Annotated in this window: 11 protein-coding genes; 5 read left to right on the top strand and 6 right to left on the bottom strand. The window is 71.0% G+C overall.

The window, feature by feature from the left end:
* The first annotated feature begins 13 nt into the window (after window positions 1-13).
* The 5 genes from ACZ5PO_RS17880 to ACZ5PO_RS17860 are packed head-to-tail and all read left to right on the top strand — an operon-like array spanning window position 14 to window position 6,389.
* Window positions 14-976, top strand: a complete 963-nt coding sequence (locus ACZ5PO_RS17880) for a DUF58 domain-containing protein (protein WP_464195869.1) — start codon at window positions 14-16, stop codon at window positions 974-976.
* On the top strand, window positions 973-1,521 hold the full coding sequence (locus ACZ5PO_RS17875; RefSeq protein WP_464195867.1) for a DUF4381 domain-containing protein: 549 nt from the start codon (window positions 973-975) through the stop codon (window positions 1,519-1,521). The genes ACZ5PO_RS17880 and ACZ5PO_RS17875 overlap by 4 nt, the downstream gene beginning before the upstream one ends.
* Complete coding sequence (locus tag ACZ5PO_RS17870) at window positions 1,518-2,555, top strand: vWA domain-containing protein (protein ID WP_464195865.1); 1,038 nt, start codon at window positions 1,518-1,520, stop codon at window positions 2,553-2,555. Before ACZ5PO_RS17875 ends, ACZ5PO_RS17870 begins: the two co-directional genes overlap by 4 nt.
* Before the next feature lie 35 nt (window positions 2,556-2,590).
* Window positions 2,591-4,501 (top strand): VWA domain-containing protein, encoded by a 1,911-nt coding sequence (locus ACZ5PO_RS17865; protein WP_464195863.1) that lies wholly within the window; start codon window positions 2,591-2,593, stop codon window positions 4,499-4,501.
* Between the two features lie 7 nt (window positions 4,502-4,508).
* On the top strand, window positions 4,509-6,389 hold the full coding sequence (locus ACZ5PO_RS17860) for a BatD family protein (protein ID WP_464195861.1): 1,881 nt from the start codon (window positions 4,509-4,511) through the stop codon (window positions 6,387-6,389).
* A gap of 35 nt (window positions 6,390-6,424) precedes the next feature.
* Here ACZ5PO_RS17860 and ACZ5PO_RS17855 read toward each other — a convergent pair whose 3' ends face one another.
* The 6 genes from ACZ5PO_RS17855 to ACZ5PO_RS17830 form a co-directional block, all read right to left on the bottom strand.
* Complete coding sequence (locus ACZ5PO_RS17855) at window positions 6,425-7,273, bottom strand: amidohydrolase family protein (protein ID WP_464195859.1); 849 nt, start codon at window positions 7,271-7,273, stop codon at window positions 6,425-6,427.
* 153 nt (window positions 7,274-7,426) lie between these two features.
* Window positions 7,427-8,200 carry an enoyl-CoA hydratase/isomerase family protein gene (locus ACZ5PO_RS17850; RefSeq protein WP_464195857.1) on the bottom strand — a complete coding sequence of 258 codons (774 nt, stop codon included), beginning with the start codon at window positions 8,198-8,200 and terminating at the stop codon, window positions 7,427-7,429.
* Window positions 8,201-8,391: 191 nt separating this feature from the next.
* Window positions 8,392-9,549, bottom strand: a complete 1,158-nt coding sequence (locus tag ACZ5PO_RS17845; protein WP_464195855.1) for an acyl-CoA dehydrogenase family protein — start codon at window positions 9,547-9,549, stop codon at window positions 8,392-8,394.
* A gap of 17 nt (window positions 9,550-9,566) precedes the next feature.
* Window positions 9,567-10,625 (bottom strand): acyl-CoA dehydrogenase family protein, encoded by a 1,059-nt coding sequence (locus ACZ5PO_RS17840; RefSeq protein WP_464195853.1) that lies wholly within the window; start codon window positions 10,623-10,625, stop codon window positions 9,567-9,569.
* Window positions 10,626-10,681: 56 nt separating this feature from the next.
* On the bottom strand, window positions 10,682-12,844 hold the full coding sequence (locus ACZ5PO_RS17835; protein ID WP_464195851.1) for an acetate--CoA ligase family protein: 2,163 nt from the start codon (window positions 12,842-12,844) through the stop codon (window positions 10,682-10,684).
* Window positions 12,845-12,935: 91 nt separating this feature from the next.
* A complete protein-coding gene (locus tag ACZ5PO_RS17830; protein WP_464195849.1) occupies window positions 12,936-14,150 on the bottom strand; it encodes a CaiB/BaiF CoA transferase family protein in 1,215 nt (404 codons plus the stop codon).
* Between the last annotated feature and the right edge of the window lie 26 nt (window positions 14,151-14,176).

The raw sequence follows: 14,176 nt of genomic DNA, 5'->3' as shown, positions 1-14,176 counted from the left end.
CCTGGGATAGCCGATGACCGACCGCCCGGCCGATGCTCCCTACGGTCTCGTCGCCCACCTCGACGAGCTGATCGCCGCGCGGCCCACCGGCATGGCCAGCGGCTTTGCCCCGAGCGGCACGGTGCGCACCCATCACCACGGTGGCTACAAGTCCGCCTTCCGCGGCCGCGGCATGGAGTTCGACGAGGTGCGGGCCTACCAGCCGGGCGACGATATCCGCACCATCGACTGGAGGGTGACGGCCCGGACCGGCCGCACGCACACCAAGCTGTTCCAGGAGGAGCGCGAACGGCCGGTCCTCGTGCTGCTCGACGCCCGCGCCTCGATGCGCTTCGGCACGCGCGACACCTTCAAGTCGGTGCTGGCGGCCAGGGCCGCGGCGGTCCTCACCTGGATCTCCGTCGACAACGGCGACCGCGTCGGCGGGGTGATCGTCGCCCCCTCACGGATCCGGTCGTACCGCCCGGAACGCAGCCGCGGACGCATTCTCGGCTTCATCAAGGCGATGGCGGATGCGACCGCGGACCGCTTCGGGGCCGAGGACGCGGCGACGGAGCCGACACTGGCGGACGCGCTCGTGCGCATGCGCCGGGCCGCGCGTCCCGGGACGCTGGTCTTCGTCGTCAGCGATTTCCGCGACCTCGACGCGGCAACGGCGCGCGAGCTCGGCCGGCTGTCGCTCCAGGCGCAGGTGAGCAGCCTGTTCATCTACGACCGGATCGAAGCGGCGGCGCCACGCCGCGGCTATCACCGCTTCAGCGACGGCGCCGACGTCGCCGTGCTGGACGGCGACAGCAAGGCGGCCCGCGACGCCTATGCCCAGCGCTTCGCCGCCCGGCGAGGGGCGATCGAGATGCTGTCACGCCAGCGCGGCATGGCTTTCGTGCCCATGCAGACCGGGCAGGACCCGAGCGACATCCTGCATCCGGAGCGGTTGCGGCACGGGTGGTCGGCCGCCCGCAGGACGCCAGCATGACGGCGCCGCCCCTTGCCCCTCCGCCAACACCGCCGCCGGCTCTGCCAACGTTGCCGACGTTGCCCGGAGCGCCGGAGGCCGATCCGCTGGCGGACCTGCGCGACATCCACCTGCCTGATCCGGTGTCGTTCTGGCCTCTGGCGCCGGGCTGGTGGATCGCGGCCGGCCTGGTCGTGCTCCTGGCGATCGTGCTGGCCCTGCTCGAGTGGCGCCGGCGGCAGACCCTGGCCTATCGGGCGCTCAGGGAACTGGACACGATCGACCGCGACAGCGAGCGCTATGCCGACGCTCGCGCCGTCGCGGCGGCAGCCACCATTCTCGTCCGGCGCATCGTGCTCACCCGCGGCGACCGGTCCCGCGCCACCGCCCTGTCGGGCGACAGCTGGCAGCGGTTCCTCGCCGACGGCAAGGCGGGCCTGCCGCAGCCCGTGGCCAGTTTCATGGCGCTGGCTCCCTATCAGCCGCCGACCGCGGCGGGTGCCGCCGGCGTCGACCGCGCCCAGGTGATCGCCTCCGTTCGGCGCTGGATCCGGAGCAACGCATGATCCGGTTCGAATGGCTCTGGGCGCTGGCACTGCTGCCGCTGCCGCTCCTCATCCGCTTCCTGATGCCGCCGGCTAAGCCGCTGCGCGCCGGCGCCCTGCGCGTGCCGTTCTTCAAGGAGGTCAGCCAGGCCGGCGCGTCGGCCGGCCGCGCGTTCGGCCGGCGCGCCTGGACGCTCGCCGTGCTGACCTTGATCTGGCTGCTCATCGTCGCGGCCGCCACCCGCCCGACCTATGTCGGGCGCGCGGTGCCCATCCCGGTCGACGGCCGCGACATGGTGCTCGCAGTCGACCTGTCGGCCTCCATGGCGCGGGAGGATCTATCCCGGGACGGGCAACCGATGGACCGCCTGTCGGTGGTCAAGGCCGTCGCCGACGATTTCATCGCGCGGCGGGAGGGCGACCGCATCGGCCTGATCCTGTTCAGCACCAACGCCTACATCCAGGCGCCACTGACCTTCGACCGCAAGGTGGTGCGCGAGCTGCTGGACGAGGCGACGATCGGCCTGACCGGGCGGGAAACCGCCATCGGCGACGCCATCGCGCTGGCCATCCGCGTGCTGCAGAGCCGCCCGATCGATCATCGCGTGCTGGTGCTGCTCACGGACGGCATGAACAATTCCGGCGTGCTCGAGCCGCTGCAGGCCGCCCAGCTGGCGCGCGAGGAGCACGTCAAGATCTACACCGTCGGCGTCGGCGCCGACAGCCAGGCCGTGGGACAACAGGTCATCAATCCGTCGCTGGATCTCGACGAGGTGTCCCTGGCCAAGATTGCCGAGATGACCGGCGGCCGCTATTTTCGCGCCCGCGACGAGAGCGGTCTGGCGGCGATCTACCAGGATATCAACCGGATCGAGCCGGCCGCCGGCGAGCCGCTCTTTCTCAGCCCCACCGTCTCGCTGTTCCAGTGGCCGCTCGGCGCGGCCCTGGTGCTGAGCCTGCTCATGGGGGCGATGCGGCTGATGCCGACCGGATTTCGACGACGGGTGACGGCGGCCGACGCGGCCGCCATGCCCGGCCATGGAGCGCCGTTATAATCCCGCAGCAGTTCCACTTTCTGCGGCCGGAATGGTTGCTGGCCATCCTCCCGGCCGTCGGCCTCTGCGCCCTCGTCTGGCGGCGGATCGGCGCGGGCCAGGACGACTGGCGCCCGTTCGTCGACGCGCACCTGCTTCGGCATCTCGCGGTGCAGGGGAGCGCGCGCGGCCGCCGCTGGCCGCTCGTGGCCCTGCTCGCCGGCTGGACGATCGCAGCCGTGGCGATGGCAGGGCCGACCTGGCAGAAGCTGCCGACGCCGGCGCTCGACCGCTTCGATCCGACGGTCATCGTGCTCAGCCTGACCCAGTCCATGAACGCGACCGACCAGAGCCCGAGCCGCCTGGCCGCGGCTCGCTACAAGATCGACGACATCCTCGGCCGCCTGCGCAGCGGCCAGGTCGGGCTGGTGATCTTCAGTGACGCGCCGTTCGTGGCCGCCCCGCTGACCGAGGACGGACGGGTGGTCGCGCAGATGCTGCCCGAGCTCGCGACCAACCTGATGCCGGTGCTCAACGACCGCTTGGACCTCGCCATCGAGAAGGCGGCCGAGCTGCTCAGGAATGCCGGCGCGCCGGCCGGGCGGATCGTCGTTCTCACCGACGGCGCCGGCGAGCAGCCGGACCGGGCGTTCGCCGGGGCCCGCGCGGCGGCGCAGGCCGGCTACATCGTCAACGTCATCGGCGTGGGCTCCACCGCCGGCAGCCCGCTCGTCGACTTCAACGGCAACCCGGTGGCCGGCCGCGACGGCGCGGCGGCCACGACCAGGCTGGACGAAGCGCGGCTGCGCGCGCTCGCCGCTGCCGGCAACGGCCGCTACACGCCGATCACCGCCGACGACCACGATCTCGGCATCGTTCTCGCCCGGGGCGCAAGCCCGTTGGCGAACGGCGCGCTGAAGGACAGCGGGCTGGTGGCCGATCAGTGGCTGGACATGGGCCCTTGGGTCGTCATCGCCGTGGTGCTGCTCGCCTCCCTCGCCTTCCGCCGCGGCTGGCTGGCCGTGCTCGCCCTGGGGGCGACGCTCGCCCACGGCCCCGGCGCGGGCGACGCCAGGGCGGCCGAGCCGGCAGCGGCCGCGCAGACGTGGAAGGACCTGTGGCAGCGGCCCGACCAGCAAGGTGCGAGCGCCTTCCGGGGCGGTGACTACGGCGCCGCCGCCGCCACCTTCGAGGACCCGACGTGGCAGGCGAGCGCCCTCTACAAGGCCGGCAACTACCGGGAGGCCGCCGACGCGTTCTCGCACCTGCCGGGCGCCGACTACAACCGGGGCAATGCGCTGGCCCACGCCGGCGAGCTCGAGGAGGCGATCAAGGCCTACGATGCTGCGTTGCAGGCCGACCCGGCCAACGCCGACGCGCGCCACAACCGCGAGCTCGTGCAAAAGCTCCTCGACCAGCAGAAGCAGGATCAGAAGCCGCCCGAAGGCGGCAAGTCCGACGACCCCTCGCAGGACCAGCAACAGGGCGGCCAAGGCCAGAGCGGCCAGCAGCAGGACAGCAAGGCACAGGCGCCGCAGCAGCAGCCGGAACAGAAGCCGCCCGAGCAAAAGCAGCCGCCCCCGGAGCCCAAGCAAAAGGACAGCGATCCGGCGAAGCAGCAGCCGCAACAGGGATCGTCGAGCGGCGGCCAGCAACCCAAGGACGAGCCGCCGAAGGACGGCAAGCCCGACGCGCCGCCGGACCGCGGCGCCGGCGACAAGACGCCACCGCCGCCTAAGGACGAGCGCCAGGACCAAGGCAAGCAGGCCGAGGCCCCCGCCGCGCCGAAGGACGACGGGCCCGCCGGCCAGGCCCAGGCCGCCGCTGCCGGGACAGACCCGATGAGCGAGCAGGACCAGAATCGCGAGCAGACCTTGCGCCTGGTGCCCAACGATCCGACGAGCCTTTTGCGCGCGCGCATCCGCATGCACTATGGCTCCATGGGGATCCCGACTGCGGGACGATAGCGACGACATGGCTCAACGCAGGCGGATCGCCCGCACGTCGACGACATCAGGGGGTATCGGCGGAGGCTTGCGGGCCCGACCCGCGCTCGTCTGCGCGGCCGTCGCCCTGGCTCTGCTGGCGAGCGGACCGGGCCGGGCCGCCACGCTCACCGGCGTGCCGGATCAAACCGCGGTCGATCTCGGCAAGACCATCCGCTACGTGCTGAGCCTCGCCGGCGCCGCAGGCAACCCCGTCCCCGACCTTGCGCCGCTCGCCAGGGATTTCGACATCGTCGACCAGCGCCAGCAGCGCCGCGCGACGACCGTCAACGGCAAGCGCTCGGAGACGATCGAGTGGACGCTGACGCTGGCTCCGAAGGCAGCCGGCAAGCGCACCATCCCCGCCTTGACCGTGGCGGCGCTGCGCACCGCGCCAGTGGCCATCACCGTGACCGATACGCCCGCCGACCAGGCCCTGGACGGGGCGCTGTCCGTGCGGGTCGAGGTCGCAAAGCGGCCGATCTACGTGCAGAGCGACGTGCCCCTCACGCTGCGTGTCAACGATGCCCTCGGCATCCGCGACGGCTCTTTCGGCGACCTGACCGCCGATGGCGCCACCATCACGCCGCAGGGCCAGCCCCAGCATCGCTTCGAGATCATCAAGGGCCGCAAGTACCACATCATCGAGCAGACGTACCTGATGCGGCCGCAGCGCAGCGGCCAGATCGAGATCAGGCCGGTCACGGTGGAGGTCAACGTGCCGACCGGCAACGGGCTGCTGTCCTCGTCCGATCCGCAGGTGAACCTGAGTAGCGCGCCCCTGCCGCTGAGCCGCATCATCGATCCCGGCCGCGACGTGACCCTGCGCTCGCGGCCGGTCCTGGTCGAGGTCAAGGCACGGCCGGCCGCGATCGACGGCTGGTTCCTGCCGGCGCGCGACGTGACGCTCACGGCCGCCTGGTCGTCGCCGGTGGCCGGCGCCAGGGTGGGCGAGGCGTTGATGCGCACCATCAGGCTCGAGGCGCGCGGGGCAAGCCCCAACCAGTTGCCGGCGATCACCCCGCCCGAGGCTGACGGCGTTCGCCAGTACGAGGAGGCGAGCCGCACGGACGCCGCGACGATCCAGGCCCAGCCGGGCGCCGTCCTCGTCAAGACGGTTTCGGTGGTGCCGACGCGGGCCGGCGAGGTCACCCTGCCGGCGATCGAGGTGGGGTGGTGGAACATCGACGCCAACCGGCTCGAGCACGCGGTGCTGCCGGCGGAGACGTTCACGGTGGCGCCCGCGGCGGGTGCCGAAGCCACGCCCCCCCCGCCGGCCGCCGAGGTCCCCGCGGCCTTGCCGGATGTCGCCGAAGCGAAGCGACCTGGTCCCGGCCGGCTCGTGGCGCTCATCGAGATGCTCCTGGAGCACTTCGGCTTCGCCCGCCTGGGCGCCGGGTTCGCCGCCGCGATCGCCCTGGCGGGAGCGGCCTGGTGGCTGCCGCGCCGCCTGGCGCGGGGCGGCCGCCGCAGCGGGCCGGTGGCCCGGCCGGCCGCGACATCCACGGCGGCGACGGCCCCCGCCGTGCCGGCGATGGCCACCGAGCCATCGGCGGACGCCGCCGAGAAGGCCCTCAGGGCCGCCTGCAAGGTGAACGATGCGGCCGCGGCGTACCGCGCCTTCCTGACCTGGGCCCGTCTCGACGGCGACCCCGCGGCGCGCCCGGCTGCGGCGATGCGGAGCGCCGAGATGCGGCGCGCCGTCGACGAGCTGCAATGCCACCTCTATGGCGGGGCGGCACCCGCCGGCTGGACGGGCAAGGGGTTTCTCGCCGCCTTCCGGGCCGAACAGCAGGCTCGGCGCCGCCGCGAGGCGCGTCCACGCGGCGCGCGCCTGATGCCGCTTTATCCCGAGGCGGGCGCGGGCTGACCCTCATCGCCCCGCGTGGACGCCGCCGCGGAACGTCAGAACCCGTAGAGGCGCACGGGATTGTCGACCAGGATCTTGCGCCGGACAGCGGCGTCTGGCACGCAGCGCTCGAACAGGTCGATCAGCACCGCCTCCGCCGGCAGCGTCTCTGCCGTGTGTCCGACGTGCGGCCAGTCGGAGCCCCACACGAGGCGATCCGGATTGGCCTTGACGAGCGCCTGCATGAAGCCCTCGGTATCCGTATAGGGCGAGCCCTGACGGGTGTTGCGATCGGCGCCGGACAGCTTGCACCAGTAGCGGCCGGTCTTCAGGCGCTCGCAGAACCACTGGAAACCCTTATAGGCGACGCCCTTGTCGGTCATCGTCCGGCCCTGGTGGTCGATGACGAAGTCGAGCGGCAGCTTTTCCAGCTCCGGCGCCAGCTCTTCGAGGTCGCCGGTCTCGATCCAGAGCTGCGCATGCCAGCCGCGCTCGGCGAGCCGCGGCGCCAGCGCCTTGAGATCATCCAGGTTCATGCCGCCCGACGAGACCGGCTTGCCGTCCTGGCGCAGCAGGTTGATGCGCACGCCCTTGAAGCCGGCCTCCGCCAGTTCGTCCAGCCGCGCATCGGTGACGTCGCGCTGAACGATGGCGATGGCGCGCAGCTTGTCCGGAAAACGGCGCAGGGCCGCGAGCGTCACTGCGTTGTCGGGCCCGGCGCCGAGGGCGTGCACGATGACCCCGCGCGAGACGCCGATGGAATCCCACAGGGCGAAGAGCCGTTCCACAGGGAACTCCTCGCCCGGCGTGAAGCGGCCCTCCGACTGCCCCGGGAAGCGGTCGAACGGGCCGTAGATGTGCACATGGCAATCGCAGCTTCCGGCCGGAAACGGGGTGGCGGCCATTGGTTGTTCCTCCAAGAATTTTGGGATTGTTTTGTGTTCCGATGGATGGTCGGGTCAAGCCCGACCATGACGTTGAAAATAAAGTGCCTCAATTCCCAAGTCGTCATGGCCGGGCTCGACCCGGCCATCCATCTCCTGGACAAATGATGTCGCTCAGCGGCCCTTGAAGTTGCCGACGCGGCGCTCCGCGGTGGCCTTGATGCCCTCCTTGAAGTCTTCCGTATTTCGCAGCCGGTTCTGCTCCGCGAGCTCATGGTCGGTCGCGACGCGCACGCGCTCGGCCAGCCCGTCACGCATCGTGGCGCGGGTCGACAGCAGGCCGAGCGGCGAGCATTCGGCGATCTCGCCGGCAAGCTTGAACGCCGCGTCGCGCACCTCGTCCTGGGGCACGAGCACGTCCGCGAGGCCCATCTCGAAGGCCTCCTCGCCGGTCACGCGGCGGCTGGTGTAGAACATCAGCGCCGCCTTGGTCTTACCGACGACCTCCGGCAGGGTGACGGTGAGCCCGAAGCCGGGGTGGAAGCCGAGCTTGGTGAAATTGGCCGAGAAGCGGGCCTCGGGGCAGGTCACGCGAAAATCGGCCGACATGGCGAGGCCGAGGCCGCCGCCGATGGCAGCACCCTGGACCGCGGCGACGATCGGCTTCTTGTTGCGGAAGATGCGCACCGCCTCGATGTAGAGGTGGCCGGTGTCGCGCGGCCGCTCCTCGAAGCCGCCGGCCGGGGGCGCGGTGAAATTGGCGCCGGCGCAGAACGCCTTGCCCTGGGCCGCCAGCACCACCGCCCGGATCGACGGATCGGCGTCGATGGCATCGAGCGCATCGGCGATGTCGCGGATCAGCACGATGTCGAAGTAGTTCAGCGGCGGCCGCCTGATCTCGATGGTGGCGACATGGCCGGTGTGCGAGACGTCGATATCCTTGCTCATCCTGGAACCTCCCTGGCAACTCGTCCCAGACGTCATGGCCGGGCTTGACCCGGCCATCCATCACACTGAGAACAAATGAAAAATGCCAGCCCTATCGGGCTGAAGTGGTTGATCCGATGGATGGCCGGGTCAAGCCCGGCCATGACGCCGGGGCGACTGTGCGGCGCGATGAGCGGAACGCCTAGCCCGCATTACCTGAGCCCCAGGCCGCGAGCGATGATGCCGCGCAGGATCTCGGTCGTGCCGCCCTGGATCGTCAGCTTCGGCGCCGTCTTGAGATAGAACGCCAGCCGCTTCTCGAACGTCTCGTGGTTGGCGCTGTCGGGCTCCAGGAAGGCGGCAAGCTCCCGCGCGCGTTGCGGCAGGGCCTGCTCCCAGAGCGTGCCGACGTCCTTGACGATGGCCGCCTCGACGACCGGCTCCCGGCCGGCCGCCAGCATCCCGGCCACCGACACGGACATGCGCCGCAGCGTGTGCAGCTGCGCCACCAGGCGACCGATGCCGGCGGCGGTGCGGATGTCGGGCTCGGGGCCGACGGCCCTGACCAGCTCATCGAGCGCACCATAGGTCTCCAGGAACCGTTCGGGCCCGCTGCGCTCGTAGGCGAGCTCGCTGGTGGCCTGCTTCCAGGCGCCGTCGATCTCGCCGATGACGTGATCGTCGGGGATGAAGACGTCGGTGAAGACGACCTCGTTGAACTCGCGCTGGCCGGTCATCTGGCCGATCGCGTTGCAGACGATGCCCGGGGTCGTCATGTCGACCAGGAACGAGGTCAGCCCGTGGCGGCGGTTCTCCTTGGTCGGCTGCGAGGTGCGGAACAGGCCGATCATGTAGTCCGACTGGTGGGCGTTGCTCGTCCAGATCTTGGTGCCGTTGATCAGCCAGCCGCCGTCGGCCCGCGTCGCCTTGGTCTTCGCCGCGAACAGGTCCGAGCCCGATCCGGGCTCGCTCATGCCGATGCAGAAGCACACCTCGCCGCGCACCGCGCGGGGCAGGATGCTGCGCTTGATGGCCTCGTTGGCATAGCGGATCAGCGTCGGCCCGCTCTGGCGGTCGACGACGAAGAAGCGCCGCGTCGGCGCGTTAGCGACCCGCATTTCCTCTGTCACCACGTAGCGCTCGAGGAAGCTCTTCTCCTGGCCGCCGTACTCCTTGGGCCAGGTCATGCCGATCCAGCCGCGCTCGCCGACGCGGCGGCTGAAGGCATCGGCGTTGGCCGCGCCGCCTTCGGGATGGTGCGGATCGAAGGTGCCGGCGGCGATCTCCTCGGCCAGAAAGGCACGCACCTCCTGCCTGAGCGCCTGGCAATGGGGCGGCAGGCGGACGGGATCGAAACGAAGCGCAGTCATGGTTCTGTCCTCCCCGGTCAGCGCGATGCCAGCAGCGGCCAGAGCGCGTCGGCCCCTTGCCGGGCGACGAACTCGCCGAGCCGGACGCTCCAGTAGCTCTCGTTGCCGAAGTCGTCGCGCCAGCCGAGCGCCCGCAGGGTGAAGCGGTGCAGCACGTGCTCGTCGGTGAAGCCGATGGCACCGTGCACCTGGTGGGCGATGGCTGCCCCCGCCTCGGCCGCCTCGCCGCCCCGGATTTTTGCTGCTGCGACCTCCAGCAGGGCCGCCTCGCCGTCGAGGCCTCCCTGCCGGATGGTGTCGGCCGCCGAGACGGCGGCGGCCACCGCGGCCGCCACCTCGCCGCCGAGCTTGGCCAGATTGTGCTGAACCGCCTGGAACTTGGAGATCTGCTTCTCGAAGGCGATCCGCTCCGTGGCGTAGCGAACCGAGAGATCGAGCATGGCTTCCAGGGCGCCGGCGATCTGCTGGGCGCGCACGGCGGCCCCCATCAGGAGCAGCGCCTCCGCGTCGAGATCGGCGGCGGCCGATTGAACGGGCGTCACGCCGGTCACATCCACCGTGTCGGACGGCTCTCCCGCCAGGCCCGTGTCGTGCACGATGCGGCAGTCGCCGGTCCGCACCAGGCAGACGGCGAGGCCCTCGGGCCCGGCCGCGATCACGGCCAGGTGGTCGGCATCGCGTCCAAACGGCACCTTTCGGGCGATGCCCGTGAGACGCCCCGCCCGGTCGATGGCCAGACGGTCCTTCGGTCGCGCCGGCGCCACGCTCATGGCATCGGCAGGCGACCCGATCCCGGCCTGCGCCAGCAGCCATCCGGCCAGCATCGTCTCGGCCAGCGGCACCGCCAGCGCCGCCCGGCCGGCGGCGCGCAGCACACCGAAGCCCTCGTCGAGGGCGACGCCAGCGCCGCCCTGCGCCTCCGGCACCCAGGCCAGCGTCAGCCCGACATCCTGCAGGGCGGGCCACAGCTTGGCCTTCCAGTCCCCGGAGCGCGCATGGATGATGGTCTGCGGATCGGCAAGATCGGCAAACACGCGCTCAGCCGTTTCGACGATGAAGCTCTCCGCGTCCGGCATGTGATGTCCTTCGCAAGCGTCGGGCCGCTGGGCCCGGCACACTTAGAGTTCCACACTCAATTGGATGACGGGCCGGCCGCGGGGCGGACCATCAGCGCATCCGCGATGGTCAGCCCTTGTCCGGCCGGGTGGACGAGGACCGGGTTGAGCTCGATCTCGGCCACCTCGTCCTTCAGGGCGGCGGCGATGGCGGAGACCTTCGCCACCAGGGCACAGAGGGCGGCCTTGTCGGCCACGGGCGCGCCGCGGAAGCCATTGAGCAGCGGCGCCGCCTTCAGCTCGGCCAGCATCAGCGCCGCCTCGTCCGGCGTCACCGGCGCCGGACGGTAGGCCAGATCCTTGAACAGCTCGGTGGTGACGCCGCCGAAGCCGACCGTCACCATGGGGCCGAAGGTGCGGTCGATGAGCGTGCCGATGATGATCTCGACACCCTTGGCCGCCATCGGGCTCACCAACACGCCCTGCAGCGCCGCGTCCGGCCGCTTCGCCGCCACGTCGGCGAGGAGAGCCCGGTAGGCCTCGCGGCCGGCCGCAGCATCGGCGATGCCGAGCCGCACACCGCCCACCTCGCTCTTGTGCTGGATCTGCGGCGACTGGACCTTCAGCGCCAGCGGAAAGCCGACGGCCGCCATGGCGTCGTCGAGCTCGGCCGCCGATGCGACCAGCCGCTCCGAGGTCATCGGCAGCCCGCACGCCGCCAGCACCCGCTTGGCGTCCGCCTCCGACAGGGCCGGACCGAGCTCTGCCAGCAGGCTGGCGGCGGCGCGCGGAACGACGGCCGGCGCCGCCGGCCGCGGTGGCGTGTAGGCGCCGCGCTCGGCCAGCCGGCGCGCCGCGATGCCGAGATTGGTCAGGTTGGCGAACACCGGCAGGCCGGCCTCGGCGATGCGGCGGCGGGCGAAATCCGACGGCAGCGTGTAGGAATAGACGAGGATCGGCTTGCGCTGGGATCGGGCCAGCTTGCCCATGGCCTCGGCGTCGAAGGCGACCCGGTGCTCGCTGGAGAGGGCGTTGACGAGCACGACGAGATCCACCTCGTCACTGGCGACGAGGCGGTCGACGCTCGCCTGCAAGCCGCCGGTATGGACCCCCTGGGCGGTCACGTCGATCGGGTTTCCGGCCGCGCCGTAGGATGGGATCAGCGGCCGGATGGCGGCCTGGAACGCTTGCGACAGCTCGGGCACATCGAAGCCGTTGGCCGCCAGCGTATCGGCCGCCCAGGCGCCGCCGCCGCCCGAGACGGTGACGATGCCCGCCCGCCGGCCCTTGGCCAGCGGGGCGGTCGCCAGCGCCGCCGCGACGGCGATGGCTTCGTCCGGATCGGCCGCCTCGATGAAGCCGTAGCGGGCGAACACGGCGCCATACGCCGCATCCCAGCCGCTCATGTTGGCGGTGTGCGAGGCCGTCGCCCGCTCCCCGGCGCCGGAGCGGCCGATCTTGCAGACGATGACGGGCTTGCCGGCCACCGCCGCCTTGGCCGCTGCGGCCACGAACGTGTCGGCGTCGCGCACCCCCTCCAGCAGGAGCAGAATGATGTCGGTGGCCGGATCATCGACCATGTAGTCGAAGAAGTCGCCGGCGCCGAGGTCGGCCTCGTTGCCCGAGCTGACCACGCAGCTGAAATTCAGGCCCCAGGACTTGCCGTGATTGTAGAAGGCGAAGCCCAAGCCGCCGCTCTGGGAGACGATGCCGACGCGGCGCGCCCCCAGATCGATCGGCTGGCGGTCCGGCTTGACGTCGACGGTCGGGCTGAACGTGGCCGCCACGTGGCCGGGCTCGTTGTGGAAGCCTTGGGCGTTCGGTCCGCAAACCCGCAGGCCGGTGCGTCGCGCCAGCGCCGCGATCTCCGCCTGGGCGTCGGCAGCCGCCCCACCCTCCTCGGCGAAACCCGAGGTGATGATCACGGCGTGGCCCACGCCGGCCGTGGCGCAATCCTCGAGCGCCTCGATCACGCCGGAGGCCGGGATCGCGATCAGCGCCAGATCGACCGGCTCGCCGACCGCCGCGACGGAGGCGTAGCAGCGCACGCCGGCGATGTCCTGGTAGCTCGGATTGATCGGAAACAGCCGGCCCGCATAGCCGTTCTTCTGCAGCATGCTCAGCAGCTGGCCGCGGATCTTCGTGGCATCCGGCGAGGCGCCGATGATGGCGATGCTGCGCGGCTTGAAGAAGCGATCGAGGGGATGCCCGGCTTCCGCCACATGATCTGTCAGCAGCACCGCATCATCCTCCCTTCGTCTTTTCCGTAACCTGTCTTACCCTGCGGTGCCGCGCCCTGGCACCGATCCCAGCGCCGGTCTGTCATTCCCGTCACGTGCCCTGCCCGATCACGCCCTCGTCGCGCAGGGCTGCGATCTCGGCCGCTGACAGCTTCAGCCGCGACGCCAGCACCTCGTCCGTATGCTGGCCGAGCCGAGGCGAGGGCGCGGCCGGCAGGCGGTCGGCGCCATGGAAGCGGATCGGGTTGTTGGGCACGACGATGCGGCCGAACTCCGGATGATCGATCCATTCGAGCATGCCGCGCTCGTGCATGTGGCGGTCGTTGGTGACCTCGATCAAGTCGCGGACGGGGGCCGACGGCACCTTGTGGCGGCGCAGGATGGCGCTGGCCTCCTCGCGGGTCAGCGTCGACGTCCAGTCGGAGATGAGCCGATCGGTCTCCTCGAGGTTGCGGACCCGGGACACCTTGTCGGAAAAGCGCGCATCGCCCACCAGATCGGAGCGGCCCATGGCGGCGAGCAGATTGGTCCAGTGGGTCTCGTTGATGCCGATGATGGCGATGTAGCCATCCTTGGCCGGATAGACGTTGTAGGGCGCCGCCGACAGGCCGCCGTGGCGGTTGCCGGTGCGCGGCGGCGTCGTGCCGACGTCGTACATGAACGTCAGATTCGAGGCGAGGGTCGGATAGATCGTCTCCTGCATCGCCACCTCGACGAGGCGGCCGACGCCGGTGAACTGGCGCTCGTACAGCGCCGTGACAATGCCGGCATAGAGGTGGATGCCGCTCAGGAAATCGGCGAGCGCTGGGCCCGCCTTCACCGGCGGCCCGTCGGGAAAGCCGGTGACGCTCATCAGGCCCGAGGCCGCCTGCACGGTGACGTCCATGGCCAGGTTGTCCCTGTCCGGCCCGGAGAGGCCGTAGCCGGACCCCGAGGCGTAGACGAGCCGCGGGTTGAGCGCGTGCAGCACCGACCAGCCGACGCCGAGCTTGTCCATAACCCCGGGCGCATAGTTCTCGAGCAGCACGTCGGCGTCGCGGACCAGCTGCTTCAGGATCTCCGTGCCCTTGCGTGCCTTCAGGTTCAGGGTGATGCAGCGCTTGTGGCCGTTGAGCATGGCGAACGGCACGCCGGAGCCGCGGCTGACGGCGTTGCGCTGGCGCACCGGCTCGCCGCCGAGCGGCTCGACCTTGATGACGTCGGCGCCGGCCTTGGCCATCAGGTAGGTGGCATAGGGCCCCTGGTAGACTTGGCCGAGATCGATGACCGTCACGCCATCGAGGGGCAGGTTTCGGCGGGTCGTCATGAGCAATGCTTCCAATGCAATGTGAG

The organism is Chelatococcus sp. KU-N122 (assembly GCF_055391085.1).
Note: the sequence above shows the minus strand (reverse complement) of the source record. Positions and strands in the feature narration are given on the sequence as shown.

Coding starts and splice junctions, on each gene's coding strand:
- ACZ5PO_RS17855 (WP_464195859.1), bottom strand. CDS start 7,273: ATGGCCGCCACCCCGTTTCCGGCCGGAAGCTGCGATTGCCATGTGCAC.
- ACZ5PO_RS17845 (WP_464195855.1), bottom strand. CDS start 9,549: ATGACTGCGCTTCGTTTCGATCCCGTCCGCCTGCCGCCCCATTGCCAG.
- ACZ5PO_RS17830 (WP_464195849.1), bottom strand. CDS start 14,150: ATGACGACCCGCCGAAACCTGCCCCTCGATGGCGTGACGGTCATCGAT.
- ACZ5PO_RS17860 (WP_464195861.1), top strand. CDS start 4,509: ATGGCTCAACGCAGGCGGATCGCCCGCACGTCGACGACATCAGGGGGT.
- ACZ5PO_RS17870 (WP_464195865.1), top strand. CDS start 1,518: ATGATCCGGTTCGAATGGCTCTGGGCGCTGGCACTGCTGCCGCTGCCG.
- ACZ5PO_RS17875 (WP_464195867.1), top strand. CDS start 973: ATGACGGCGCCGCCCCTTGCCCCTCCGCCAACACCGCCGCCGGCTCTG.
- ACZ5PO_RS17840 (WP_464195853.1), bottom strand. CDS start 10,625: ATGCCGGACGCGGAGAGCTTCATCGTCGAAACGGCTGAGCGCGTGTTT.
- ACZ5PO_RS17850 (WP_464195857.1), bottom strand. CDS start 8,200: ATGAGCAAGGATATCGACGTCTCGCACACCGGCCATGTCGCCACCATC.
- ACZ5PO_RS17880 (WP_464195869.1), top strand. CDS start 14: ATGACCGACCGCCCGGCCGATGCTCCCTACGGTCTCGTCGCCCACCTC.